Origin of the sequence: Neobacillus mesonae, from assembly GCF_023715155.1 — a bacterium.
GTDB classification, from domain to species: Bacteria; Bacillota; Bacilli; order Bacillales; family Cytobacillaceae; genus Neobacillus; species Neobacillus mesonae_A.
In genome coordinates, this window is sequence record NZ_JAMBNQ010000024.1 from 1 (window position 1) to 25,546 (window position 25,546).

The following is a 25,546-nucleotide window of genomic DNA, read 5'->3' on the forward strand; positions in this document are numbered from 1 at the left end:
AGGACCGGGATGGACGCACCGCTGGTGTACCAGTTGTCTTGCCAAAGGCATAGCTGGGTAGCTATGTGCGGAAGGGATAAGTGCTGAAAGCATCTAAGCATGAAGCCCCCCTCAAGATGAGATTTCCCATAGCGTAAGCTAGTAAGATCCCTGAAAGATGATCAGGTTGATAGGTCAGAGATGGAAGCATGGTGACATGTGGAGTTGACTGATACTAATCGATCGAGGACTTAACCAAAGCGAAAAGCGAAGGCGACTGTTCAACTTCGACAGACGTTGGAGGGCTGGCACTGCAAATCCTGGTTTTAGGATTTGAAGGGACGGACCGAAACGGCCGAGAAGTTAGGAGCCGCAGCTAGACAGCAATTCTTAAAGCGAACTCGTTCTTAACATACTTCTTCTCTATTATCTAGTTTTGAGGGAATGAAACCTCAACAAATAAATAGTCCGGCGGTGATGGCGAGAAGGTCACACCCGTTCCCATACCGAACACGGAAGTTAAGCTTCTCAGCGCCGATGGTAGTTGGGGCCTTGCCCCTGTGAGAGTAGGACGCTGCCGGGCTGTTTAATTTCTTACCTTAATGGTGTAGAATGAAAACTTTATAATTTATATTATCGCGGGGTGGAGCAGTCCGGTAGCTCGTCGGGCTCATAACCCGAAGGTCGCAGGTTCAAATCCTGCCCCCGCAATCTGGTCTGGTAGTTCAGCTGGTTAGAATGCCTGCCTGTCACGCAGGAGGTCGCGGGTTCGAGTCCCGTCCAGACCGCCACTTTTATAAAAAAGCGGGTTCGAAACATTGTTTCGGCTTTTTTTATGTTTGATTATGTTTTTTACTTGAACTAGATACTGAAAAATACCGCCTTAGGAAACATCCTAAGGTTTTTTTGTATAAAAATAAGGTAAAATGATAATAAGAGATTTTTAAACAGTAAATAGGTGATTAAATGGCTGAATATGAACTAATAACACATAATTCTGAGGAAACCTCTCAATTCGCGGAAAGACTTGCTGCATTGCTGCAACCGGGTGATATCCTTGCTCTTGAAGGGGATTTAGGGGCAGGTAAAACCACCTTTACCAAAGGTTTAGCCAAAGGATTGAACATTAAGAGGACCGTAAATAGTCCTACTTTTACCATTATTAAGGAGTATAAGGGGCGGCTGCCTTTATACCATATGGATGTATACCGAGTGGCCGATTCATTAGAGGACTTGGGGTTTGATGAATACTTTGAGGGTGATGGTGTCACAGTAGTGGAATGGGCTCATTTAATTAAAGAGCAGCTCCCAAGTGATCTGTTAACTATTTATATTTATCATCAAGAAAACGATCAAAGGAGAATTGCCCTGCGTCCTGAAAGTCCGCGTTATGAGCAATTATGTAAGGAGATTTTTCAATGACAATTTTAGCGATTGATACGTCTAACAATCCGTTGGGGGTAGCGCTTTTCCATGAGGATCAAGTAATTGGCGAATATATAACAAATTTAAAAAAGAACCATTCCATTCGAATTATGCCAGCCATTCAGACACTCTTGAAGGATTGTGAAAAGAGTCCGGCTGATTTAACAAAAATAGTCACTGCCAAAGGACCAGGCTCCTATACAGGAGTAAGAATCGGTGTTACGATTGCTAAGACATTAGCATGGTCATTAAATATACCATTAGTGGGGGTCTCCAGTTTGGCAGTTTTAGCAGCTGGACCGGCAAGACGCTTCGAAGGATATGTATCCCCTATATTTGATGCCAGAAGGGGACAAGTCTATACGGGTTTATACCATTTCGAAAATGGCAAGCTTACAGCTGTTGAACCAGATCAGTTGACGATGGCTGTCGATTGGGCACCAAAATTAGCAAAAATGGAACGGCCGATTTTGTTTGTTGGAAATGATGTGCCTCTTCATCAAACAACATTTGAAGAGGGATTGGGTTCAATGGCTATCTTTGCGGATGCAACAGAACAAAACCCCCGTCCATCGGAATTAGCATGGTTAGGAAAAGACAAGCCAGGTGAAGATGTACATACTTTTGTACCGAATTATATTCGCTTAGCTGAAGCAGAGGCAAAATGGTTAGAAAAACAAGGAAAAATCTTAAATGGATAGGACTTTGAAAGATGGAAGATTCGTATGTTTTTCGTTATATGAGGGAAGAGGATATCGATCAGGTATTGGAAGTAGAGCATGCTTCCTTTACATTACCTTGGAGCAGGGAAGCTTTTTATAATGAACTGCATAATAATAAATTTGCAGTTTATATAGTGCTTGAACACGAGCAAAAGGTGATTGGATACTGTGGAGTATGGATTGTCATTGACGAGGCTCATGTAACAAATGTGGCTATTCTCCCTGAATACAGGGGGAAAAAGCTTGGAGATGCCATGATGAGGGAGCTTATTGATGTATCCCGCCAAATGGGCGCAAAGAGTATGACACTAGAGGTAAGAGTGACAAATCATATTGCACAATCCCTGTACAGAAAAATGGGATTTCAAAATGGCGGCATTCGAAGAAATTATTATTCGGATAATCAGGAAGACGCCTTAGTAATGTGGGTGAACTTATGAAAAAAGATCAGTTAATTTTAGGTATTGAAACAAGCTGTGACGAAACAGCCGTGGCGGTTATTAAAAACGGCCGGGAAATTGCAGCAAATGTAGTTGCATCGCAAATTGAAAGCCACAAGCGGTTCGGAGGTGTGGTTCCGGAAATTGCATCAAGACATCATGTTGAGCAGATTACCATTGTATTGGATGAAGCTTTGAAACAGGCAGATGTATCAATGGCTGATATCGATGCGGTTGCTGTCACAGAAGGACCTGGTTTAGTTGGTGCTCTTTTAATAGGGGTTAATGCGGCAAAGGCAGTAGCGTTTGCTCATCAAAAGCCGCTTGTGCCGGTTCACCATATAGCTGGGCATATTTATGCAAATAGGCTGGTAGCTGAACTGAAATTTCCTCTGATTGCATTGGTTGTTTCTGGGGGACATACAGAGCTTGTGTATATGAAGGAGCATGGACACTTTGAAGTGATTGGCGAGACAAGGGATGATGCAGCTGGAGAGGCCTATGACAAGGTAGCCAGGGTATTGAATATGCCGTATCCAGGCGGGCCGCATATAGACCGGTTAGCTCATGAAGGCAGTCCAACCATCGATTTACCAAGAGCTTGGCTGGATGGCTCCTATGATTTCAGTTTTAGCGGATTAAAATCAGCGGTCATCAATACTGTTCATAATGCGGAGCAGCGCGGCGAAACCATTGCTCCTGAAGATTTGGCTGCAAGCTTTCAAGCAAGTGTTATTGATGTTTTAGTGAAGAAAACAGTAGATGCAGTTGAAGAGTATGGGGTAAAACAGGTGCTGGTTGCCGGTGGTGTTGCGGCAAATAAAGGGTTAAGAAATGCATTAGAAGAGGCATTTTCTAGTTTAGAGGTAGAATTGGTCATACCGCCTTTATCCCTTTGCACCGATAATGCGGCAATGATCGGTGCAGCCGGAAGTGTGATGTTTGATAAAGGAATCAGGGCAGATTTGTCTTTGAATGCCATTCCAGGACTGGATATTGAATTATTTAATAACGACGACCTCTCCTAAACAGGGGAGGTTTTTTTAATTAAACATTTGATTAAAAAAATGGCAATAAGCTAAAAGTCAAACAAACGTTTAGTTGAAACGGTGGAAGTATTGGTATAAATAGAGTCTTTTAATTAAACAAACGTTTAATTAAATCATACTAAAAGTTAAACAAATGTTTGATTAAATCCCTTAAAAGTTAATCAAACGTTTAATTGATTAAACAGAAGCCCTTAAAACATTGGTCATATATAGGTTAAACAAACGTTTGAATAAGATATTTTGTGGATAATTTTTTTATCAAAATATGATGATTGTGGATAACTATGTTATTCATGTGGATAATGTGGATAAAGTGGAGTTTTGTTGTGGATAATGTGGAAAACCTAGTTCATATCTGTTATTAAGCTATCCATATTGTGTATAAGTTTGTGGAGAAGTTGTTTGTTTATCATTTAAAGTTTATTTAAACCTGTGGAGAAGTCCCAAACAAAAGAAATAGGCTGCCATACTTATGAAAAACGGCAGCCATATTGTAATGCTTTAACTATTTATTCTGCCAGCTCAGCCCATTCATCCATCAATTTTTCAAGCTCAGCTTTGGCCTTTTCATTTTCTTGATTAATGTCCATGACCTTTTCATGATCTTGAAAAACCTCTGGATCGCATAGAAGCTGATCAAACTCTTGAATTTGCTCTTCCAATTGTTCAATTTGCTGTTCAATCTCTTCCAGCTTCCGCTGACGTTTGCGTTCCAATTTCTTATTTTCTTTATCCTGTTGATAATTAACCTTTTCCGAACTCTCCGAAGCGGCTGTCTTATTTGCCGAACAAGCCTGCTCTAATGCTGCCAATTCTTCCTGTTCCAGCTTTTTCTCAACATAATAATCATAATCACCGAGGAATTCTGTACTGCCTTCCTGGCTAAGCTCTACCACCTTTGTTGCGATCCTGTTGATAAAATATCTATCATGGGATACAAACAAAAGTGTCCCTGGGTAATCAATTAAAGCATTCTCTAGGACTTCCTTGCTGTCAAGATCGAGATGGTTGGTCGGCTCATCCAGAATGAGCAGGTTGGCTTTTTCCATCATCAGCTTGGCTAAAGCAAGTCTAGCCTTTTCACCACCGCTTAAGGATGACACGACTTTTAACACATCATCACCGGAAAAAAGAAAGTTCCCGAGTACTGTCCGGATTTCCTTTTCGGGTTTTAATGGATAGTCATCCCAAAGCTCGTTTAGTACCCGCTTGTTTGAGGTTAATTCTGCCTGCTGCTGGTCATAATAGCCAATTGATAAATTGGTCCCATACAGCACTTCCCCGCCAAGAGGCTTCAATTTTTTAATGACCGTTTTTAATAAGGTAGATTTACCAATTCCATTTGGTCCCACAAGAGCAATACTGTCCCCTCTAAATGCACGGAAAGAGATATTTTCTGATACCTTTTCACCATCATATCCTACTGCCAGTGAGTTAACTGATAAAACATCATTCCCGCTTTGTTTTTCAATTTCAAACGAAAAACTAGCAGATTTTTCGTCTCCAAGGGGTCGGTCCATGATCTCTATTTTCTCGAGCTTTTTACGGCGGCTTTGTGCCCGTTTGGTGGTAGTTGCCCGTGCAATGTTCCGCTGAATAAAATCCTGCAATGCGGCAATTTCCTGCTGTTGTTTTTCGTAAAGCTTCATGTCACGCTCATAATTGGCTGCCTTTTGCTCAAGATAGGCGCTGTAATTGCCGGTAAAGCGTGCAATCCGGTTGCGTGATAATTCATAAACCTGTGTCACTACTTTATCTAAAAAGTAACGGTCGTGGGAGACAATTAAAATGGCTCCGTCATATCCTTGTAAATACTGCTCAAGCCAGGAGAGTGTTTCGATATCCAAATGATTAGTCGGCTCGTCCAAAATTAAAATATCCGGCTTTGTTAAAAGTAATTTTCCAAGTGCAAGACGCGTCTTTTGTCCGCCGCTTAAGCTTGAAATCATCAATGAATGATCACGGAAATTTAATCCGTGAAGGACGGAGCGGATATCTGCTTCAAATTGATACCCTCCGAGTTCTTTAAATTGAACCTGGAGCTGGTCATATTCATGCAGAATCCGTTCATATTTTTCCGAATCGTTAAAAACAGCAGGATCGGCCATCTGTTCTTCAAGTTTCCGCAATGATTGTTCCATGCCCCGCAGCCTGTCAAATACACTCAGCATTTCCTCCCAGATAGACAGATTCGATTCCAAACCCGTATTTTGGGCTAAATATCCGATGGCTGCATCTTTCGGTTTGATGATTTCGCCGCCATCATACGATAATTGTCCGGCAATAATCTTTAATAATGTTGATTTCCCAGCGCCGTTGCGGCCGACAAGGGCAACGCGGTCCCTGGTTTGTAATTCTAGCTTTATATTCGATAAAATAAGGTCAGCACCATAATATTTTTGTAGTTGGTTTACTTGCAGTAAAATCATGTTTATTCACCTCTATACTAGAATTAGTGTACCGTATTCCCAGAATGACGGCAATAATAGGGGAAGAGACGTATTAGTATAAAAAAATATACCGATAGTTCAAAGTTTCACACACAGACATACAAAAATATAGTATATTGGTTAGGAGGCATTTTTTATGGCTGATTTTACTCATTTTAATGAAGAAGGAAGAGCAAAGATGGTCGACGTGAGTGATAAACCGGAAACGGCACGGACAGCTCTTGCTTATTCCAGTATCACAGTAAGTGAAGAAATCTATCAAAAAATTACCAACCATGAAATGAAAAAAGGCGATGTTCTGGCAGTTGCACAGGTTGCGGCGGTTATGGCGGCAAAGAAGACATGGGAGATTATTCCGATGTGCCATCCCATTCCCTTAACAGGTGTCAATATCAGCTTTTCATGGGAGAAGGCTGACAACCATCAATTCAGGCTTCGAATTGCTGCATCTGTCAAAACAAAGGGTCATACCGGCGTAGAGATGGAAGCGTTAACAGCTGCTTCTGCATGTGCCCTGACAGTTTATGATATGTGCAAGGCCGTAGATAAGGGCATGATCATAGGACCAACCTATTTAATGGAAAAGACCGGTGGTAAAAACGGTGATTTTAAAAGAATCGAAGAGATGTAATACATAATTAAACAAGCGGCTGCGCCCAAATTCATACGGGGTGTTGAAGAATATGATCTTAAAAGCGGGGTGTAGAAGAGATGACAAATGAAACAACCAAAATCCCACAGGCAACAGCGAAAAGGCTGCCCTTGTACTATCGGTTTTTAAAAAATCTGCATTCTTCCGGCAAACAGCGGGTTTCATCTGCTGAATTAAGTGAAGCTGTAAAAGTAGACTCGGCAACAATCCGCAGGGATTTCTCCTATTTTGGAGCATTGGGAAAGAAGGGTTACGGATATAATGTGAATTATCTGCTGACCTTCTTCCGTAAAACTTTAGACCAAGATGAATTAACAAAAGTAGCATTGGTTGGGGTAGGTAATCTTGGAACCGCGTTTTTAAACTATAACTTTTTAAAAAATAACAATACAAAAATCACCTGTGCCTTTGATGTAGACCCTGCCAAAATTGGAACATTCATCGGAGAAGTTCCGGTTTTTTCAATGGATGAGCTGGAAAAGTATTTACTGGAGGAACAGATTACAGTAATCATTCTAACGGTGCCAGCACCAGCTGCACAAATGATTACGGACCATCTTATTAAAACAAATGTAAAGGGGATTTTGAATTTTACTCCAGCGAGACTCAATGTTCCAAAGGACATCCGGGTCCATCATATTGACCTGGCAGTGGAACTTCAATCACTCGTGTACTTTTTGAAGCATTATCCTAATGTTGAAGAAATAGAAGAATAAAGAGAAGGGGCTTTCTAAATTTAGAAGGCTCTTTATTTTTTAAACAAAGAAAGTAGTGTTCTTTTTCCAATATTATTTTATGGAAACCGCCTTTATGTAAAATGGCGTTTTTTTTCTATTCAGAAGTCCGAGTGGCGATCGTTGGACGCCATTTATATAAATTTTGAAGTAAGTTTTCCTTTACTGCGTAACAGTGTTATGTTACATTATAAATCAGAAAGGGGTTCATTTACATGAGCGAGGAGTTAATTTCAAAGAAAGAGCTGCTGGATATGACAGGAATTTCGTACGGACAGTTATATCGCTGGAAGCGGAAGGACCTGATTCCTGAAGAATGGTTTATTCGTAAATCAACGTTTACTGGCCAGGAAACCTTTTTCCCAAAGGAAAAAATTTTAGAGAGAATTGAGAAAATCCAAACAATGAAAGATCATCTTTCGTTAGATGAACTGGCATCTATGTTTTCACCTAATGTTTCTGATTTACAAATAACAAAGGACGAGATTATAAAACGTAACATTGTTTCAGAGTCTGTTATGAATTTATATTTGGATGTAGAAAAAGGCGGCAGCAATTTTAATTTTTCAAGATTACTTGAAGTTTATGTATTAGAAAAGCTTCTGCAATCAGGGGAAATTAATTTAGAAGAGGGGAAAATGCTCCTTCAGGTTCTAAAAGAAGCTGCACAACAAATCAAGCAAAAAAACTGCGAGCTGATCATTACCCGTAAACTGGGTGTGTCATCCTGCATGATATTGGTGAATACAGAAGCATTTTATTTTGATCCGGGAACAAAAAAGGTGATTCAGCTTTCGCTGATGACATGTATGGAAGAAATGAAATCAAAACTATTATAAAGGGGATTGGCCATGAATATTCAGAGCAAAGGAGATTTAGTCATAAATGGATTAGGTTCATCGAATGGCGGACAATTTAACCTTGTCAAGTTAAATGGCAGGGGAACGGTAAACAGCCATTTAGAGTGTAAAAAATTAGAATGTAACGGGTCAGGGACGATGCTGGGGAGCGTAATGGCTGACACTGTTAAGGCTAATGGGAATGCAAGGTTCAAAGAAAATGTTGAAAGTCAGAACATAACGGTTGATGGAACGGCTAAATTTGAGCAAAATCTGAATACGAAACATTTAAAGGTGTCAGGAAAAGCAACGGTTGGCGGTAAAGTTAAATGTGAAGAAATGAATATTCACGGATACTTAACGGTGAACGGAGATTGCGAAACAGAAATATTTAAAGGCGGGTATCGATTTACGATTGGCGGACTTTTAAATGCGGAACAAATCGATATGAAAATTTATGGTGAATGCAAAGCGAAGGAAATAGGCGGGCAGACCATTATCGTAAAACAACACAAGGGATCCTTTGTGGGGATGCTGCTCAAGTCATTTTTTAAAACACAATTGGAAACAGACATTATTGAAGGCGATAAAATTGAACTCGAAAATACAACTGCTAAGATCGTGCGCGGCCATCATGTGAAAATCGGCCCTAATTGTCAGATTGATGTTGTTGAGTATACGGAGGATTTCCATCAGGACCGAAATACTGTCGTAAAGGACGCCAAACAGGTTTAATGGAGGGAGAAAAGGATGGAAAAGAACGGGAATTTAGCGATAAATGGAACGGGAAGTTACCCTGGAGGTCATTACAATAAAATAAGCATCCGCGGTGAAGGAACGATAATCAATGAAGTCGAATGTTCTGCCTTTCATGTCTATGGTACAAGTGAAGCGATGAAACATGTCAAAACTGGATTTATCAAGATATTTGGCGAGGCTGAATTTAAAGATAAAGTCGAATCAGATGAAACACTTGTCATGGGAACCATGGCGGTAAGGAACCGTGCTTATTTGAAAAAAATGAAGATTATGGGGCTGCTGGAAACGGATGGACCCCTGACTGGTGAAACAGCTATCATCAAGGGGAGCATAGCAGTGAAGGGGAATGTAGAATATGAAACATTTGATTCAAGCGGCGGGTTTGAAATCAGAGGACTATTAACAGCAGAAAACATTAAAGTTGCATTAGGGTTCGGGCAAAGCTCTGCTGAAGAAATCGGCGGCGGGAAAATTATCGTGAAAAGAAAGAAAAACACGCTGTTTCCCTTCGGTAAAGAGACTGGCACCTTATCTGCCAAACTTATTGAAGGCGATCAAATTTATTTAGAGAATACAACCGCTGAAATTGTCCGCGGAAACATGGTGAACATTGGCCCGGGCTGCCAAATCGGCTTAGTAGAGTATGTTAATGAGTTGAGCCTCCATCCGTCATCCACCATAAAAACAAAAACAAAGGGATAAAAATACGGGTGTCAGGCACCATGTAATCTACATGAGCCCAACACCCGTTTACTTTTTCAGCCGATCTTTATATTTAAAATGGAAAAAGAACATTTTTAAACCAGAGCCAAAATCAAAGGTGGCTAGGATGACGAGCAGATAGCTGAAAAATCCCCAGCCTCCTTTTTGGACATCGTCAATGGCAAAGTAGGTAAACAATGCGCCTAAGATAAAATAGATTATACCTGAAAACAAAGGTGAACGTCTCATAAAAATCCTCCGATAAAGTTTTGCACAGCATCAATATTCCGCTGCAATCTTTCGATATCATCTTTGAATACATATTGGACCATAACGACCATGGTATTCATGGTAACATGGGCAAAAATAGGGACAATGATTCGATTAGTCTTTACATAAAGGAAGGCAAACGTCAGTCCCATTGCTGCATAAATGATAATATGCTGAAAGTCCATATGGGCTAAAGCAAAGATGACGGCACTGATAAGCGCCGAAATGATAAAGTTAAAACGCCGATATAGGCTGCCGAAGATAATTTTCCGAAATACAATTTCTTCTAAAATAGGACCGATGATACTCGTTACAATGATCGTTAAAGGCAGAATATCAATAATCGTTAAGATTTGCTGTGTATTCTCTGAGCCAGGTTTAATACCAAGCAGGTTCTCGATAATGGCTGCAGCATACTGGGAAAACAGTGCCAGGAAGAAACCTGAAACAGCCCATGTAAGTGAGAGACCGAACGAACTTTTGTCATTTCCCCTTAAACCTGGCCCATGTCTTTCACTTCTTAATAGAAAGAGAATAATAATTAAGGCAGCGGTAAAGCTGATAATCAGCCAGACCGGAACAGCCAAAGTTTTATTCATCCCCCAATATTTAAAAATCCATACCAGTGCCGGAATTCCGATAAAGGTCGAAAACTGCATACCGATGTAAACAATCAAAATAATCCAATATTCCTTTTTCAAATATGTAGTCCCCTTTAATTAAACTCATATAAAAACCATTTTACCCTTAAAAAAAGCCCTATTCAATTTTGAAAACTTTTCAATTCTTAAGAGGTATAGAAAGATAGGTTTTTCCTATACTTAATAAGGTGGAAAAAAAGGAGTAATTTCTGAAAATATTTTATGCTTCTCACTTGCAAAAGATTGTAAGATTCTTTATTATAATAATTGTGTTAGCACTCATCGTTACCGAGTGCTAATAAATGACCGAAAAACATATTTGAGGAGGTTGTTTTAAGTGATTAGACCATTAGGTGATCGTATTATCATCGAACTAGTAGAAACCGAAGAAAAAACTGCCAGCGGTATCGTATTACCGGATTCAGCAAAAGAAAAGCCGCAGGAAGGGAAAGTGGTTGCTGTAGGTACTGGCCGCGTCCTTGACAATGGAGAACGTGTGGCACTAGAAGTTTCTGTCGGCAATCGCATTATCTTCTCAAAATACTCTGGTACAGAAGTAAAATATCAGGGCACAGAATACTTAATTTTACGTGAAAGCGACATTCTTGCTGTCGTTGAATAAGAAAAGCGGAAGCGCCCGTTTAGCGGCGTATGGCTTGGAGCGCTTCGACATAGATAAAGGAAACACGAAGAGCATAGCGATTCGATGTTGACTTATCGTAGGGAGAAGAGCGAAGGACAATAGACGCTGGGCACTGGAGTTAAACAGTTATCAAAACTAATAGAATTATTGACATGTTTTAAAATATGAGGAGGTTTTTGAACAATGGCTAAAGAGATTAAATTTAGTGAAGACGCTCGCCGCGCAATGCTTCGCGGTGTTGATACACTTGCAGATGCAGTAAAAGTAACTCTTGGACCTAAAGGACGCAACGTGGTTCTTGAGAAAAAATTCGGTTCACCATTAATCACTAACGACGGTGTAACGATTGCAAAAGAAATTGAATTAGAAGATGCTTTTGAAAACATGGGTGCTAAACTTGTTGCTGAAGTAGCAAGCAAAACAAACGATGTTGCCGGTGACGGTACAACAACTGCAACTGTTCTTGCACAAGCAATGATCCGTGAAGGCTTAAAGAACGTTACAGCTGGTGCGAACCCAATGGGAATTCGTAAAGGGATTGAAAAAGCAGTTGTTACGGCTGTTGAAGAGCTAAAAGCAATTTCTAAACCAATCGAAGGCAAATCTTCAATCGCTCAAGTTGCATCTATCTCTGCTGCTGACGATGAAGTCGGCCAATTAATCGCTGAAGCAATGGAGCGTGTTGGCAACGACGGTGTTATCACGATTGAAGAATCTAAAGGCTTCACAACTGAATTAGATGTAGTAGAAGGTATGCAGTTTGACCGTGGATATGCTTCTCCATACATGGTAACTAATACAGATAAAATGGAAGCTGAATTAGATAATCCATATATCTTAATTACTGACAAAAAGATTTCTAGTATCCAAGAAATCCTTCCTGTACTTGAGCAAGTTGTACAACAAGGCAAACCATTACTTTTGATTGCTGAAGATGTTGAAGGTGAAGCACTTGCTACATTAGTAGTGAACAAGCTTCGCGGAACATTCAATGCAGTAGCTGTTAAAGCCCCTGGCTTTGGTGATCGTCGTAAAGCAATGCTTGAAGACATCGCTGCATTAACAGGCGGTGAAGTAATCACTGAAGAGCTTGGCCGTGACCTTAAATCAACTCAAATTGGTTCACTAGGCCGCGCTGCGAAAATTGTTGTTACAAAAGAAAACACAACAATCGTTGAAGGTGCTGGCTCAACTGAAGACATTCAAGCTCGCGTAAACCAAATCCGCGTTCAATTAGAAGAAACTACTTCTGAGTTTGATAAAGAAAAATTACAAGAGCGTCTAGCTAAATTAGCTGGCGGTGTAGCAGTAATCAAAGTTGGTGCTGCAACTGAAACTGAATTAAAAGAGCGCAAACTTCGTATCGAGGACGCATTGAACTCTACTCGTGCTGCTGTTGAAGAAGGTATTGTATCTGGAGGAGGCGTTGCCCTTCTAAATGTTTACAATAAAGTAGCACAGCTTGAAGAAGAGGGCGACGTTCAAACTGGTATTAACATCGTTCTTCGCGCAATCGAAGAGCCTGTCCGCACGATTGCACAAAACGCTGGACTTGAAGGATCAGTTATCGTTGACCGCTTAAAACGTGAAGAAATCGGCGTAGGCTTCAACGCTGCTACCGGCGAATGGGTAAACATGATTGACACTGGTATCGTTGACCCAACTAAGGTTACTCGTTCTGCACTTCAAAACGCTGCATCTGTTGCTGCTATGTTCTTAACAACTGAAGCAGTTGTTGCTGACAAACCAGAACCTGCTGGTGCCGGAATGCCTGATATGGGCGGCATGGGCGGCATGGGTGGAATGGGCGGCATGATGTAATCATCGCCCAAACCCCTTGATATATGAGGGTTTTATGTAAGATGATAGTGGAATGCTGACATTTTGCAAATATTGAGGATATTAATTGAGGCTTCTCATAAGTTCACGGACTTATGGGAAGCCTCTTTTTTCATTTCTTGGGTAACGTGGATGTACACATTTTTCGTAATTTGCTTATCGGAATGCCCTAACCGTTCCGTGGATTCATAAGCTGTTCTAAAGCAGCTTTAGCCTCAGCAAGAACCGATGTATGTGTTTGAGGTGTTAACTCAGGATTTAGTCTTGCCATTCTATTTTGAACAGATTTAAGAGAGTGCGATACTTTATTAAGAAATAGAGGGTTTAATTCAATCAAAAGTTTTCGTTCATCTACTGCTAATTGTTTATGTGCATCTTGAGAGTTAATAAAAACCAAAGCACCAAGAGACGACCACCAAAAATGGCAGTCACCTCTTTATTATATAAAAAACCTCTTTTATTTCGATAATCCTAAAATTAGCTCTTTATAGATATCGAAGAATGCAAAGTAGTAATCTTTGTAGACGTATTCATCTGTTTTGTGTGCCATTTTTGTTTCGCCTGGACCAAACATCATGAATGGGAAGTTGGCATCTTTACCTCGTAATAAGTTTGATGCGTCCGTCACCCCTGGCGAGTCTTTAACAGAAATTTCCAAATTTAAATATTTTTTACCGAGTTCTTTAGCAAGATCAATCATTTCAGACTGTCCTGAGGTGAAAACACTTGGTAATGACATTGTCACTTCAACATTAATATCAGAGCCTTCTTTATTGTATTTGTCAGCTGTTGTGTGGAATAAGTCAATGACTTCATCGTTATCAAATTCCGGAATAGTACGCACGTTTATTTCAGCTGCTGCTTTTTCCGGAACTGAGTTTACTTGGTTCCCTGCATTAAAAATAGTTGTACTCATAACCAACTTATCTAGAACTTCATTTTTACGATTATCGCCATTCAATTTTTCTTCTATTTCTAATAGATATTTCATCAATGGATTAATTGCGTTATAACCTTGGTCAGGCATAGAACTGTGTGCTGCTTCACCAATAGATGTTACACGCAAGTTAAGTGATCCTTTGTGAGAGTAAATAATTGTGTCATGAGAAGGTTCAGCTACCCATAGATAATCTACATCCTCTATATAGCCTTCTTCGTATATTTTTTTAGAACCTGCGCCGCCGACTTCTTCACCAGTCGTTGCCATAAAACGGACAGTGCCATTTTCTAGTTCATTATTTTCTTTGAGTTCAATCATCACTATAGCAAGATTTACTAAACCTGCTTTCATGTCATTTGTTCCACGTCCGTATAATTTTCCGTCTCTTTCTGTCAATGTGAACGGATCTGAAGTCCACTCGCTTTCATCACCAGGAGAAACGACATCCATATGACCAGAAACGCCAATGACTGGACTCCCGCTTCCAATTTCAGCCACTAAGTTAACACGAGTGTCTGTAACTGGGACAATTTTAGATTCAATACCGTATTCAGCAAATAAAGCTTTCAAGTAATTTGCCACTTCGATTTCGTTTTCATTAATAGATTTAATCGCTATAATGTCAGATAAAATATTTATCTTTTCTTCATCTGTAAAATGTTTCATACTAATTCCCTCCAAAATTTTACCTGTCTTTCCTAAATAAGAATGCAACTTTATTTTACCCAAAAGTCCATTAAAAGTAGCCGCTTAGGACTCAGCGGAACTACTATACTCCTTTACACCTAGAAAGCCTGGTGGTGTGGCCTTTCCTCTAAAATATTTGCTGAATAATTTCTAAGCTTTATCATTCGAATAATTTCACAAAAGACATTTTTAAACTTCAAAGGCCTGCAGAACTTAAAGGTACGACTAAAATAATAGGAATATTTTCACAAAATATTTGATATTATTTAAGGTAATTTGCATCATTATTCAATTCTATAAAATGAGCTTTAGCAATGATTCCAACTCGGAAAAAGGAGTGAGTAAAGGATGACTAACCAGCTTATGCCAGGGCAGGAACTCCCAGCCGGCCAGCAGATTACCGCGAACAATAGGCGGGCATTCCTGATTATGCAGGAAGATGGGAACTTCGTACTCTATGAAGTACATAAAGGCAAACACATTCCTGTCTGGGCGTCAGATACCAATGGCAGCGGCGGCGTAAAAGCAGTCATGCGGGATAATGGCAGCCTTGTCGTCTGTAAGGCTAATGGCCAGGCAGTTTGGTATTCTGCCGGCACCGCAGGGAACCCGGGGGCCTCCCTTGTTCTTCAGGATGATGGGAACGCGGTGATTTACACAAACCAGGGAAAAGCGCTTTGGGACTCAGGAACGTGGCGCCATAGTCGAAAGCTTGGTTTTGATCCAGCGGTTCACGGTTTTTTGTTTCCAAACCGTTTTGTCAATACTGTAGCTAAGATTCCAGGTTATGGGGAGGTGAAAACATTTGGACGGTGCGGTGGAATGGCTTTTGCCGCACTTGATTACTTCCTCAAAGGCATGCCGGTTCCAAAATACACAGGGAACCTATTCAACGGGGAGGTTCCCCCAGATGGGCACTGGCTTGCAGATTATATTTACTCTCGACTTATGGACAGCTTCCTTGTGCCTTCCTCCATTAAGTATGTTCATTGGACTACGGCATCCGATCATTCTACTTGGCTTGGAGGAAAAGGAGTCAGCCGCTGGACGAAGGAAGAAGAATTTCCAAAGCTGCGGTCGAGCATCGATGCTGGTAAGCCGGTTGCCCTCGGAATGGTAGATGCTGCCAACCTTGCACAGATCGGATCGGAGAATCACCAGGTTTTAGCTTATGGATATGAGTGGCACCCGAAGGCTGACATTATGAAAGTATTTGTGTATGATAATAACACGGTAGGAAGAGAAGTAGTATTGTCCTCCGAACCAGGCAACCCTCACTTTGACGCCACAAACACAGACCCTTGGCGGGGCTTTTTCGTTATCGATTACCAGCAGAAATCTCCGCCCGTGTTCACGACCAAACCGCCGGCTGCCAATGCAACCGTCCGATACGGTCAGACTATTAAGATCAGTCATCTCATGACGGGACTGACTCTTCATTCGCATGCACTAAACTACGGCCATAGCGGCAGTTCAGGTCAGCAGCAGATAACCTGCTTCAATGGAGCTGATGACAATGACCTCTGGAGGATCAAGGGACCACATGGTACACAAGCGAACTATCGGGCCAATGAAGTGGTTCAACATGGGGATATAATTAGGCTCGAGCATGTGCTAACGAAACGCAACCTGCACAGCCACTCGGGACATCCATCCCCCGTTACTCATCAGCAGGAGGTGACCTGCTTTGGCTCTGATGGTCAAGGAGACAGCAACGATAATTGGCGGGTTGAGGTCGATGGCGGTGGTCAATGGACGGCTCAGCGACGACTCCGGCTTGTCCATATAAATACCAACCATTCACTCCACTCTCATCGCGGGCACAGCGACTCGCGTTGGACAGCCGGCCAACAAGAGGTAACCGGCTTTGGCAGCCGTGACGACAATGACTGGTGGTGGCTCCTTGAAATCCGCTAGGAAGGGCTTTTTCAAGGTTGGAGGAAATGAAAAACTTCTGATACTATCATTTTAGAATGTTATTTATTTAGGTCAAATCATTTTACAATACAAGCCATCACCCCTTGATATATACGGGGTTCATGAAAGATGAGAGTGTAATAACATTTTGCTAATATTAAGGTAAATTAACGGAGGCTCCTCGTAAGTTGTGCAAACTTATGGGGAGCCTCTTTTTCACTTCTTGGGTTATAGTGAGGTACACATTGTTCGTAATCTGATCATCAATATGACCCAGCCTGTCCATAATCTGTTGGAGTGAGACACCTGCCACGGCAAGAAGTGATGTATGAGTGAGTCTTATATTATGTGGTGTTAAATCTTCATTTAGATAATCAGCAAGTAGATACTCAATTGCATTATTAAGTAGTCCATAAAATCATTTGCTGTTTTTAAAAATAGGGAAAGCTCTTCTTTTTCAAGATACTTGGGCACTTCTTCTTCCACAAGCTGTTCAATGGCCGGGTTACCCACTGAATTTTGGATAATTAAAACTCTCTTTTTTTATTTTCTACGTTTTTTATTTATAGATTTCTTTCGTTATTCTTCAAAAAGCCCATGTTGCTTGACATGGCGCCTCAGTATATTGTGAACGTTTGGGGGTCAGGGCACCGTCTAAAAGGGAAACAACTTAAGTGTGGTTTTTTTATTTTCCCTCTTTGTTTATAAAAATTTTATAAATGGTTTAGAGCGGGTTTATATCTCCTTGATATCTTTACATTGTAGGAAATGAAAGAGGTGAGGCAATGAAATTATCCATAAGATCAAAAAAATGGCTGTTAACGCTGCACATACTCTTTGGTGCGATTATGTTTGGCAATATCGTGACCTTTTTCATCCTAAGCATTACTGCTTCCGTAACAGAAAATAAACCGCTAATGGAAGCTTGTTATCAAGTGATGAACTTAATGGCTAATACTTCCGTAAGAGCATCTACTTTTGCTGCAACAGTCACTGGCGTATTCCTGTCCATTTGGACGAAATGGGGATTATTCAAATATTACTGGATAATCGTAAAAGAAGTTCTGACATTCATGTTATTAGGGTTGAATATCTGGGGAATGAATGCCTGGACTAATCAGGCATTAGTACAGCTGGATAACAGAGGAATAACAACAAATATAACTATCCTGCAATCGAACCTTTGGATTGGGATTATCATTCAACTTATTTCGCTTCTTCTCATTTTTGTCCTTTCAGTCTTTAAACCATGGGGAAGAAGACAACCAAAAGCTAATTAAAAAGGAGAGAATCTTGTGAAACAAGAACTTCGGACAAACCGCAGTCAAATAATTGGCTTCCTATTTGTAACTTTAGCCATATTATTTTTCAGCAGCATTATCATTCAAATATTTTTGGCAGGAATCGGCCTATTCGTTCAAGGCAATTGGGGTTATCACACCAATTTTATTCACTTTTTTGAGCTTATTCCGCTTGTCTTGTTCGTATTGTCCTTCTTTGGTGGAAACCTTAAAACACTACGGTGGCAATGTTTAGCACTCTATTTCATGACTGTACTGCAATATATTACCATCGTATTTTCAGCGTCAAGCCCCTATTTATCAGCATTCCACCTAGTTATAGCATCACTGCTTTTTTGGAGATCTTTGGTCACAGCAAGGTCCTCAGTACAGTTAGTTAAGATAAAAAAATAATAATGAAATGAAGACATCACTTTGGTTCCTTTTTTTAAGGCTCTATTAAAGAGCGCTGTTGATTTTTTATATCCCTGTTGATTGTAGTGGAAGGCACGAAGACTCCTCGTAAATGCTAACGCATTTCCTTCGTGAGTGGGAGAATTCAAGGAAGTAATTCAATGTCCTGCGGGAGTACGTGCCAGGGGAGACCCCTCAGGCGTTAGCGCCGAGGAGGCTTCACGGAACGCCCGCGAACCGCTTGTGCCTCCTTCTGCGATGCCCATGCTGACGAAGACTTCCTTGTGGAGCGAAAATCAACAGCCAAGTTTAACATAGCCTTTTTTAAAAAACATTTTGGTAAAATTTAATGATTTTTAAGGACAAGAGCTTTATTCGATTATGATTTGGATTATACTTTAAAACTACTAATGTGAAAGGCGGCATTAAGAGTGAGTGTAAGTAAAAGTAATGAAAAAATTGTTCTGATTGGGCTGCTAGCGGGATTACTTATGGCTGGAATGGACGGAACAGTTGTAGCTGCAGCGCTGCCCTCTATAGTAAGTGATTTAGGGGGATTTGATATATTTATTTGGGTAACTTCTGCATACATGGTTATGATGATGGCTAGTACGCCAATATTCGGAAAACTATCAGATATGTATGGACGCAAGCGGTTTTTTGTGTTGGGATTAATATTATTTCTACTAGGTTCGGTCCTTTGTGGGATTTCCAACAACATGATTGAACTAATTATTTTCCGTGCAATTCAAGGAATCGGCGGCGGCTCATTAATGCCAATTGCATTCACAATTGTGGCTGATATATTCCCACCTCATAAAAGAGGGAAAATGATGGGGATTGTTGGTGCCGTCTTTGGTATTTCGAGTATATTTGGACCGCTGCTTGGTGCTTTTATTACGGAATATGTAAGCTGGAACTGGGTATTTTTTGTCAACCTTCCAATTGGTTTATTATCATTTTTATTAGTATTCTTTTTTTATTTAGAACCATTTAAATCCACTCCACAGAAGGTAGATTGGTGGGGCGCATCCACTCTTGTGCTGGCTGTCATTTCTCTCATGCTGGCACTTCAACTGGGCGGGAATGAATTATTATGGAGTTCTCCAGTGATTATTGGACTATTTATTACGTTCATTATTTTTATGGGAGCATTTTTATTCATTGAAAAAAAAGCATCTGATCCAATTATCTCCTTCGTATTGTTTAGAGATCGTTTGTTTACAACAAGCTGTTTAGTATCCCTATTTATTGGCTTTTCCTATATAGCAGCTATTACCTTTATTCCAATTTTTGTTCAAGGGGTCTGGGGTGATACAGCAAAGAACGCTGGTCTAATTTTAATGCCTATGATGCTGGGTTCAGTAGTGGGTAGTTCATTTGGCGGTTGGTTGACGGCAAAAATCAGCTTTAAAAATATTATGTTATTGGCAAGTATATTTTTTGTTCCTGGAATCTTTTTATTAAGTACACTCCATTCAGAGACATCCTTTTTAAATTTAATTTGTTACATGACTATCGTTGGATGTGGTGCTGGATTATCATTTTCTGTATTAAGTTTGTCATCTATGCATAATTTTAACTATTATCAAAGAGGATCTGCATCTTCAACAAACAGATTTTCTATTAATCTTGGAATGACGATTGGAATTACTGTTTTTGGAATCATTCAAAGAGTTAACTTTACAAATAAAATGGAATCTAAGTTAGGAAGACTAAATGAATTGTCTTGGAATACAAGCAGTTTGTTGACTCCGCAAGGTCGGGCAAAAGTTCCAGAAGGAGTACTTCAAAATGTGGCTGAAACTCTAGCATCTTCAATTGGCTTATTATTTTTAGCTGCACTAATTCCTGCTGCTTTAGCAGTATTTTTTATCTTTTTAATGCCAAATGATAAAACTCAGAATCATATGGAAAAACCTATTCCGTCTTCTAAATAGAGTGCATTACTTTCTTCTGAAAAGTGCAAGCCTCTATACATGTTAGTGGTTAAAAAAATCTGCTGAATGGTACAGTGATTTAATTGGGTATCCTTTAATAAAGATAAAGTCAACTTCCCGTTTGCAATCTCCTTGTTACTTCACTGGCCGTTCTAATTTTAGATGATCACACATTCCGATCCATGCTTTAAATTGAATCCCTCAGAACATGTTTTATTAACCTCTCGTTGAAGATGGTAATGTGTTAATGATTTGTCATTACCAAATGTTCTGAGGGAGGGGAATCATTTTTTACCTTTGCTTCTTTTAACTGCAAATACGCATGACCACGTTCTTGATGACTAAATAAGCTAGTAAGCAGGCGGATGACAATATATGCTATTCATACTAGGAGGAATGTGTTTTCATCTATATTATGTTATAGTTGAGATAATAAATAGTTGGGGGTATAGATATGAAGGAAAATCAGTTTGTACTGTATGATCATCATAAACAGATCCGACTGCAGGCAGAAAGAATTGCATTCTTTACACAAGGTGAAATTATAGAAGCGATTAGTGAGAACAGTGAAATGTATTATTTGTTTTTTTATAAATCCCGGTTCCTCACAGCGAAAAAGGCAAAACGAATTTCCCTTGATTCATATATTGAACATGCTTTTAAAAAAGGCATCGTTTTTAAATCCCCTCATCCTCTGATCCATGCATTGCTTTCTTCTAATAACCCCTGTCAAATCATCAGCTTTCAGTCCTTATTACAAAAGCTGGATAGGTTGTACACTCCGCAAGAAAAGGCATTTATTCTAACTTTTTTTGAATCCGTAATTCCAAAAAAGCAATTGTTTGAAGAAATGAAATCAATTTATTATGGATATCGTCGAAATGGACAGATGTTTTTAGGCTATCGAATTATCCGCATTTTAATGGATTTCGCACCGAAACAGAGTTTAGTAAAACAACTTGCCAAAGACCATATGTTCAATAAATTTGCCGTTCTGTATAATGAAAAGGCGGAGAAACTGTTTGCTAAAGATCTGATTTTTGCTGAAAAAACCTTATTTTCTCAAAAAGATAATGACCAATGCTTTCATCAGCTTTCAGCCATTCTGGAAAAAGAGTCTCGTTGGATTGATTTAATCGCTTTGAATATTGACAAGTTAAACGCAACCCCTTCTGCTGACTGCTTCAGTTCTCTCCTTAAGCAGCTTGAACAGCATTTAAACGAAAATGAAATAGAATATATATTAGAAGAATTGTCCTGTCAATTACCATCCTTTCTCCCTATACAGCAAGAGTTATTTGAAAACTATCTAAAAAGCGGTAATATCTATGGAGTTTTTAAAATGATCCATGACTATGACTTCAAGCTGAGCAACTCCCAAGTACGTATCATTGAAGACATGTTAGAACATTTGGATATAGAAACTCATTCATTACAGCCAGAAACACTTCAAACCTTGCTAAAACTGGTTGTCCATTTGTTCCCCGAAAAGGCTGAAAAGCTTCTAACTAAATACGTCATTTTATTGCTAAAAACACATGAGTTAGCTTATATAAAAGAATGGCTCAAGCCGTTGACAGAGAGTCATGAAAATCTTGAGATATATAAAAAAATTGAGTCGATGCTTCAGATTAGTGAGGATCTAGACCAAATGCAGACGCTTGGAAAGATGTATTATGAATTTAAGCAGTTAGATAAAGCCATTGAGTGCTTTAGCTGGAAAATGGAGCTGGAACCCGATGATCCAAATCCTATACAATGGTTATCTAAAATCTATCGGGAAATGGGTATGATTCAGGAATCAAATGCCTATCGCGAGTTGTGTATTCATCTTCAAAAAAGGGCTTAATATGGAACGAAGATTTTATGCTGGGCATTAGCAAAACCTTGATATATAGCACTTTTAACACACATCATCTTACCCAATTAATGGCATGTTATCATAAACCTCTCCAACCCTTTATGAATGGGTTTGTAAAAGATGAGGGTAAAATAATAACACATAGAGACTTTATATTTATCGCGCAGATAAATATGAAGTCTTTTTTTTTATATAATTTTACTTTTAAAGTATTGGCGGAAGTCTTTTCTTTCACATTTGCTGTTATGTCATTCGGCATTGTTATGTTTCAAGCATTGTTTGGAAATCCTCACATCTATATCCGCTGCAGATAGATAGGTAAGAATACACAATTTCCCCATAATAAATGGAATGTAAATTTGCTGTAATTAATCTGTAAATTGCCCATTTTTTAGAAAAAATTATGTTTTAATAATGTTGTATTTAGAAAGGGGGACAAGTATGAGTCAGATAGAACTGATAAATATATCGAAATCATACGATAAACAAAAGGACGTACTAAACAGCATTAATTTATCGATTGAAGAAGGTGAGTTTTTTGTTCTTGTTGGTCCTTCTGGTTCTGGAAAAAGCACATTGCTTAGAATGATTGCGGGACTTGAGGAAATTTCCGGAGGCTTCTTGAAAATCAACGGTCAAACCATGAACCATCTTCCTCCGAAAGATCGGAATTTATCAATGGTCTTCCAAAATTATGCCTTATATCCACATTTAACGGTGCAAGAGAATATTCTTTTTGGCTTAAAAGGCCGGAAAATAGATAAAAAAGAACAACAGAGAAGACTCAATGAAGCAGCAGAAATGTTGGGAATTCAAGAACTATTAAAACGGAAACCAAGAGAACTTTCAGGAGGCCAGAGACAGCGGGTTGCACTTGGCCGTACCGTTGTAAGCCATGCCCCTCTCTGCTTAATGGATGAACCTCTGTCGAATTTAGATGCAAAACTTCGGGCACATATGCGGGTAGAAATCCGCCGGCTGCAAAAAAGGTTAGGGCTGACAATGATTTATGTGACCCATGACCAAGTCGAAGCGATGACGATGGGTGATCGGATCATGGTGTTAAATGATGGGCAAATACAGCAAGTCGGCGAACCCATTACACTTTATAATGAACCGGTAAACTTGTTCGTTGCCTCTTTTATCGGCTCTCCAAAAATAAACGTAGGGAACGCTGTTTTTTCAGAAAACGGCAAATATCTAATAGTAGAAAACCAGCTTCATATTCCAGTTGATCCATCTGTTTTCTGTCATATTCCAAGGGATCGGAATTTAAAAGTCGGCATTCGTTCTGAACATTTAATGCCTGGTATATCGAAAAAAGAAAACTTGCATTATCTCGAAGCAGTTAATATTGAACAGTTGGGAAATGAAACCTCAATTGCTTTTGAACTTGGTTCAGAATTGTGGACGGCAAAATGGCCGGGACAATGGAAGATCGATTTAGGACAGAAAGTATCTGTGCAAATTATGCCGGAATTCCTTTTATTCTTTGATGCAGATTCAGGGAACTTAATAAAATCCGCGGAACTTGGAAAGAGCCAAGGGGCTGTATCCGTATGAGTATGATCTATCCGACAATCGAAACCAATGAAACTTATCTCCATCAAGCAGAACGCGTAAAAAGGCAAAACCAGATGAAGAGTTTCTTAAAAGGAATGTTGTTCTTACTTCCTTCCATTATTTTATTTAGTGTTTTCGTGTTCTACCCCATGTTTAAGACTATTTACTTAAGCTTCTTCCTGACAAATGCGCAGGGGGCAACGACTGTTTTTACAGGGTGGGATAACTATAAGGCACTGTTTGTGGATCCAATTTTTATCAAGAGTGTTAAGAATACCTTTTTATTTGTTTTCTATACGGTACCGCCAACTGTCATCATCAGCTTAATCTTAGCTGTTATTGCGAATGAAAAATTAAAGGGAATCGGCTTTTTTCGGACCGTTTTCTCTTCTACCATGGGGGTATCGGTTGCAGCAGCATCCGTATTTTGGCTGTATTTATTCAATCCAACCATGGGCCTCTTGAACAAAGTCCTTGAAACATCCGGACTAGATGCCATTGAATGGCTGACAGATCCAAAGTGGGCGCTGATAGCTGTGTCTGCAACGACCATTTGGATGAATATTGGCTTTACTTTTTTAATTTTACTTGGCGGATTGCAATCGATCGATTCTTCACTCTATGAAAGTGCTGATATAGAGGGTTCAGGCTATTTTTACAAGCTTCGAAGAATTACCATTCCAATGCTTTCACCAACCTTTTTCTTTGTGATCACTGTATCGATTATTAATACGTTCCAAACCTTTGGACAGATTGATATTTTAACCCAAGGCGGTCCTGCAAATGGGACAAATTTAATTGTCTATTCGATTTATCGGGAAGCCTTTGTGAATTATCAGTTTGGAGCCGCTAGTGCCCAGGCCGTTGTGTTATTCATCCTTATTTTATTGATGACGGCCCTGCAATTTAAGCTGGTCGAAAGGAAGGTTCATTATCAATGATGCTGTCAATGAGGAAAAAGATTGTTTTTTATGTGCTGTTGATCATTTCGGCCTTGCTGCTTGCTGGTCCTGCCATAATGGCAATTGTTATGAGTTTTATGACGAACCAGGATATTTTGACTGGAAGATTGCCGACGGCCTTTACTATTGATAATTATATCGCAGCCTTTGACCGCTTGCCGCTGCTTCAATTTCTTTTTAATAGCTTAATAGTTTCAATTGTTATAATGCTTGGCCAGCTGATTTTGTCGTCATTGGCTGCTTATGCGTTTGTGTTTTTGGAGTTTAAAGGGAGAGACTTCCTGTTCTATCTTTTTATTGCAACCATGATGGTTCCTTTTGAAGCGTCAGTCATTCCGAACTTTCACATTATCCGTGATTTAAATTGGATTGATACATATGCCGGGCTGACTGTACCTTTTTTTGCCACAACGTTTGGAACCTTTTTATTGCGGCAGAATTTCAAACAAATCCCAAAAGAATTACGTGAAGCAAGCCTAATTGCTGGAATGGGCGATTTTAAATTCTTTTTAACGGTTGTCTTGCCTGTTTCCAGGACAAGTTTGGTAACACTCGGTATTTATGGATTCTTAACTTCATGGAATATGTATCTATGGCCGCTATTGGCTTCAACAAATGATACTGTACGTACTATTCAAATTGGTTTGAAGCAATTGCAGACCCAGGAACAATTGAATCAATGGGGGGTTATTATGGCAGGAGCTGTCATAGTCATCATTCCAACCTTAATCTTGCTTTTCTTAGGCCAAAAGAAATTGCAAAAAGGGTTAACAGAAGGTGCAGTTAAATAACGGGATCCAATGTATCCATCATTCAATCGTAAAGAAGGAGAAGAAAA

24 protein-coding genes, 2 tRNA genes and 2 rRNA genes are annotated in these 25,546 nt (G+C 39.7%); 23 read left to right on the forward strand and 5 right to left on the reverse strand.

Features of this window, described 5'->3' with window-relative positions:
* The 8 genes from M3183_RS17570 to tsaD all read left to right on the forward strand — a co-directional run.
* Positions 1-238, forward strand: a 23S ribosomal RNA gene (locus tag M3183_RS17570); the annotation flags it as partial.
* A gap of 208 nt (positions 239-446) precedes the next feature.
* Positions 447-562: ribosomal RNA gene (gene rrf, locus M3183_RS17575) — 5S ribosomal RNA — on the forward strand.
* 54 nt (positions 563-616) lie between these two features.
* Positions 617-690 (forward strand) — tRNA-Met (locus tag M3183_RS17580).
* A 3-nt stretch (positions 691-693) separates the two neighbouring features.
* Positions 694-770: transfer RNA gene (locus tag M3183_RS17585), tRNA-Asp, on the forward strand.
* Between the two features lie 175 nt (positions 771-945).
* On the forward strand, positions 946-1,401 hold the full coding sequence (gene tsaE, locus M3183_RS17590) for a tRNA (adenosine(37)-N6)-threonylcarbamoyltransferase complex ATPase subunit type 1 TsaE (protein ID WP_251471794.1): 456 nt from the start codon (positions 946-948) through the stop codon (positions 1,399-1,401).
* Entirely contained in the window at positions 1,398-2,105 is a 708-nt protein-coding gene (tsaB, locus tag M3183_RS17595) for a tRNA (adenosine(37)-N6)-threonylcarbamoyltransferase complex dimerization subunit type 1 TsaB (protein WP_251471795.1), read from the forward strand. Before tsaE ends, tsaB begins: the two co-directional genes overlap by 4 nt.
* Before the next feature lie 11 nt (positions 2,106-2,116).
* Positions 2,117-2,566, forward strand: coding sequence for a ribosomal protein S18-alanine N-acetyltransferase (gene rimI / locus M3183_RS17600; protein ID WP_251471796.1), 450 nt, complete (start codon positions 2,117-2,119; stop codon positions 2,564-2,566).
* Complete coding sequence (tsaD, locus tag M3183_RS17605; protein WP_251471797.1) at positions 2,563-3,594, forward strand: tRNA (adenosine(37)-N6)-threonylcarbamoyltransferase complex transferase subunit TsaD; 1,032 nt, start codon at positions 2,563-2,565, stop codon at positions 3,592-3,594. The genes rimI and tsaD overlap by 4 nt, the downstream gene beginning before the upstream one ends.
* A gap of 530 nt (positions 3,595-4,124) precedes the next feature.
* Here the strand turns inward: tsaD and M3183_RS17610 are convergent.
* A complete protein-coding gene (locus M3183_RS17610; protein ID WP_251471798.1) occupies positions 4,125-6,044 on the reverse strand; it encodes an ABC-F family ATP-binding cassette domain-containing protein in 1,920 nt (639 codons plus the stop codon).
* Between the two features lie 157 nt (positions 6,045-6,201).
* Between M3183_RS17610 and moaC the strand changes: the two genes are divergently transcribed.
* The 5 genes from moaC (at position 6,202) to M3183_RS17635 (ending at position 9,751) form a co-directional block, all read left to right on the forward strand.
* A complete protein-coding gene (moaC, locus tag M3183_RS17615) occupies positions 6,202-6,696 on the forward strand; it encodes a cyclic pyranopterin monophosphate synthase MoaC (RefSeq protein WP_251471799.1) in 495 nt (164 codons plus the stop codon).
* An 80-nt stretch (positions 6,697-6,776) separates the two neighbouring features.
* Positions 6,777-7,433, forward strand: a complete 657-nt coding sequence (locus tag M3183_RS17620) for a redox-sensing transcriptional repressor Rex (protein ID WP_251471800.1) — start codon at positions 6,777-6,779, stop codon at positions 7,431-7,433.
* A gap of 233 nt (positions 7,434-7,666) precedes the next feature.
* Positions 7,667-8,290 (forward strand): YhbD family protein, encoded by a 624-nt coding sequence (locus M3183_RS17625; protein ID WP_251471801.1) that lies wholly within the window; start codon positions 7,667-7,669, stop codon positions 8,288-8,290.
* 12 nt (positions 8,291-8,302) lie between these two features.
* Positions 8,303-9,025, forward strand: coding sequence for a polymer-forming cytoskeletal protein (locus M3183_RS17630; RefSeq protein WP_251471802.1), 723 nt, complete (start codon positions 8,303-8,305; stop codon positions 9,023-9,025).
* A gap of 15 nt (positions 9,026-9,040) precedes the next feature.
* Entirely contained in the window at positions 9,041-9,751 is a 711-nt protein-coding gene (locus M3183_RS17635) for a cytoplasmic protein (protein WP_251471803.1), read from the forward strand.
* A gap of 48 nt (positions 9,752-9,799) precedes the next feature.
* Here M3183_RS17635 and M3183_RS17640 read toward each other — a convergent pair whose 3' ends face one another.
* Positions 9,800-10,000, reverse strand: a complete 201-nt coding sequence (locus tag M3183_RS17640) for a YdiK family protein (RefSeq protein WP_251471804.1) — start codon at positions 9,998-10,000, stop codon at positions 9,800-9,802.
* On the reverse strand, positions 9,997-10,722 hold the full coding sequence (locus tag M3183_RS17645; RefSeq protein ID WP_251471805.1) for a CPBP family intramembrane glutamic endopeptidase: 726 nt from the start codon (positions 10,720-10,722) through the stop codon (positions 9,997-9,999). Before M3183_RS17645 ends, M3183_RS17640 begins: the two co-directional genes overlap by 4 nt.
* Before the next feature lie 277 nt (positions 10,723-10,999).
* Here M3183_RS17645 and groES point away from each other — a divergent pair, with 277 nt between their 5' ends.
* Both groES and groL read left to right on the forward strand, forming a co-directional pair.
* Positions 11,000-11,284: a co-chaperone GroES gene (groES, locus tag M3183_RS17650; protein WP_251471806.1), complete on the forward strand. Its 285-nt coding sequence runs from the start codon at positions 11,000-11,002 to the stop codon at positions 11,282-11,284.
* Positions 11,285-11,488: 204 nt separating this feature from the next.
* The gene (groL, locus tag M3183_RS17655) at positions 11,489-13,126 is read left to right on the forward strand and encodes a chaperonin GroEL (RefSeq protein WP_251471807.1); all 1,638 of its coding nucleotides are present in this window, start codon (positions 11,489-11,491) and stop codon (positions 13,124-13,126) included.
* 475 nt (positions 13,127-13,601) lie between these two features.
* Here groL and M3183_RS17660 read toward each other — a convergent pair whose 3' ends face one another.
* Positions 13,602-14,750: an ArgE/DapE family deacylase gene (locus M3183_RS17660; protein ID WP_251471808.1), complete on the reverse strand. Its 1,149-nt coding sequence runs from the start codon at positions 14,748-14,750 to the stop codon at positions 13,602-13,604.
* A gap of 369 nt (positions 14,751-15,119) precedes the next feature.
* Between M3183_RS17660 and M3183_RS17665 the strand changes: the two genes are divergently transcribed.
* A complete protein-coding gene (locus tag M3183_RS17665; protein ID WP_251471809.1) occupies positions 15,120-16,688 on the forward strand; it encodes an MIR domain-containing protein in 1,569 nt (522 codons plus the stop codon).
* Between the two features lie 157 nt (positions 16,689-16,845).
* Here M3183_RS17665 and M3183_RS17670 read toward each other — a convergent pair whose 3' ends face one another.
* Positions 16,846-17,001, reverse strand: a complete 156-nt coding sequence (locus M3183_RS17670; RefSeq protein WP_251471810.1) for a hypothetical protein — start codon at positions 16,999-17,001, stop codon at positions 16,846-16,848.
* A 472-nt stretch (positions 17,002-17,473) separates the two neighbouring features.
* Here M3183_RS17670 and M3183_RS17675 point away from each other — a divergent pair, with 472 nt between their 5' ends.
* The 7 genes from M3183_RS17675 to M3183_RS17705 all read left to right on the forward strand — a co-directional run bounded on the left by M3183_RS17675 (position 17,474) and on the right by M3183_RS17705 (position 25,499).
* Positions 17,474-17,968: a hypothetical protein gene (locus M3183_RS17675; protein ID WP_251471811.1), complete on the forward strand. Its 495-nt coding sequence runs from the start codon at positions 17,474-17,476 to the stop codon at positions 17,966-17,968.
* A 15-nt stretch (positions 17,969-17,983) separates the two neighbouring features.
* Complete coding sequence (locus tag M3183_RS17680; protein ID WP_251471812.1) at positions 17,984-18,382, forward strand: DUF6220 domain-containing protein; 399 nt, start codon at positions 17,984-17,986, stop codon at positions 18,380-18,382.
* 431 nt (positions 18,383-18,813) lie between these two features.
* Positions 18,814-20,322, forward strand: coding sequence for an MDR family MFS transporter (locus M3183_RS17685; RefSeq protein ID WP_311315381.1), 1,509 nt, complete (start codon positions 18,814-18,816; stop codon positions 20,320-20,322).
* Positions 20,323-20,776: 454 nt separating this feature from the next.
* Positions 20,777-22,171, forward strand: a complete 1,395-nt coding sequence (locus M3183_RS17690) for a hypothetical protein (RefSeq protein WP_251471813.1) — start codon at positions 20,777-20,779, stop codon at positions 22,169-22,171.
* A 453-nt stretch (positions 22,172-22,624) separates the two neighbouring features.
* A complete protein-coding gene (locus M3183_RS17695) occupies positions 22,625-23,746 on the forward strand; it encodes an ABC transporter ATP-binding protein (protein WP_251471814.1) in 1,122 nt (373 codons plus the stop codon).
* Between the two features lie 74 nt (positions 23,747-23,820).
* Positions 23,821-24,687, forward strand: a complete 867-nt coding sequence (locus M3183_RS17700; RefSeq protein ID WP_251471854.1) for a carbohydrate ABC transporter permease — start codon at positions 23,821-23,823, stop codon at positions 24,685-24,687.
* Entirely contained in the window at positions 24,684-25,499 is an 816-nt protein-coding gene (locus M3183_RS17705; protein WP_251471815.1) for a carbohydrate ABC transporter permease, read from the forward strand. The genes M3183_RS17700 and M3183_RS17705 overlap by 4 nt, the downstream gene beginning before the upstream one ends.
* Positions 25,500-25,546: the final 47 nt, after the last annotated feature.

Bases quoted from the DNA above. Each gene is read 5' to 3' on its own strand.
- tsaE (WP_251471794.1), top strand. From the start codon at position 946: ATGGCTGAATATGAACTAATAACACATAATTCTGAGGAAACCTCTCAA.
- tsaB (WP_251471795.1), top strand. From the start codon at position 1,398: ATGACAATTTTAGCGATTGATACGTCTAACAATCCGTTGGGGGTAGCG.
- rimI (WP_251471796.1), top strand. From the start codon at position 2,117: ATGGAAGATTCGTATGTTTTTCGTTATATGAGGGAAGAGGATATCGAT.
- tsaD (WP_251471797.1), top strand. From the start codon at position 2,563: ATGAAAAAAGATCAGTTAATTTTAGGTATTGAAACAAGCTGTGACGAA.
- M3183_RS17610 (WP_251471798.1), bottom strand. From the start codon at position 6,044: ATGATTTTACTGCAAGTAAACCAACTACAAAAATATTATGGTGCTGAC.
- moaC (WP_251471799.1), top strand. From the start codon at position 6,202: ATGGCTGATTTTACTCATTTTAATGAAGAAGGAAGAGCAAAGATGGTC.
- M3183_RS17620 (WP_251471800.1), top strand. From the start codon at position 6,777: ATGACAAATGAAACAACCAAAATCCCACAGGCAACAGCGAAAAGGCTG.
- M3183_RS17625 (WP_251471801.1), top strand. From the start codon at position 7,667: ATGAGCGAGGAGTTAATTTCAAAGAAAGAGCTGCTGGATATGACAGGA.
- M3183_RS17630 (WP_251471802.1), top strand. From the start codon at position 8,303: ATGAATATTCAGAGCAAAGGAGATTTAGTCATAAATGGATTAGGTTCA.
- M3183_RS17635 (WP_251471803.1), top strand. From the start codon at position 9,041: ATGGAAAAGAACGGGAATTTAGCGATAAATGGAACGGGAAGTTACCCT.
- M3183_RS17640 (WP_251471804.1), bottom strand. From the start codon at position 10,000: ATGAGACGTTCACCTTTGTTTTCAGGTATAATCTATTTTATCTTAGGC.
- groL (WP_251471807.1), top strand. From the start codon at position 11,489: ATGGCTAAAGAGATTAAATTTAGTGAAGACGCTCGCCGCGCAATGCTT.
- M3183_RS17660 (WP_251471808.1), bottom strand. From the start codon at position 14,750: ATGAAACATTTTACAGATGAAGAAAAGATAAATATTTTATCTGACATT.
- M3183_RS17665 (WP_251471809.1), top strand. From the start codon at position 15,120: ATGACTAACCAGCTTATGCCAGGGCAGGAACTCCCAGCCGGCCAGCAG.
- M3183_RS17675 (WP_251471811.1), top strand. From the start codon at position 17,474: ATGAAATTATCCATAAGATCAAAAAAATGGCTGTTAACGCTGCACATA.
- M3183_RS17690 (WP_251471813.1), top strand. From the start codon at position 20,777: ATGAAGGAAAATCAGTTTGTACTGTATGATCATCATAAACAGATCCGA.
- M3183_RS17695 (WP_251471814.1), top strand. From the start codon at position 22,625: ATGAGTCAGATAGAACTGATAAATATATCGAAATCATACGATAAACAA.
- M3183_RS17700 (WP_251471854.1), top strand. From the start codon at position 23,821: ATGAAGAGTTTCTTAAAAGGAATGTTGTTCTTACTTCCTTCCATTATT.
- M3183_RS17705 (WP_251471815.1), top strand. From the start codon at position 24,684: ATGATGCTGTCAATGAGGAAAAAGATTGTTTTTTATGTGCTGTTGATC.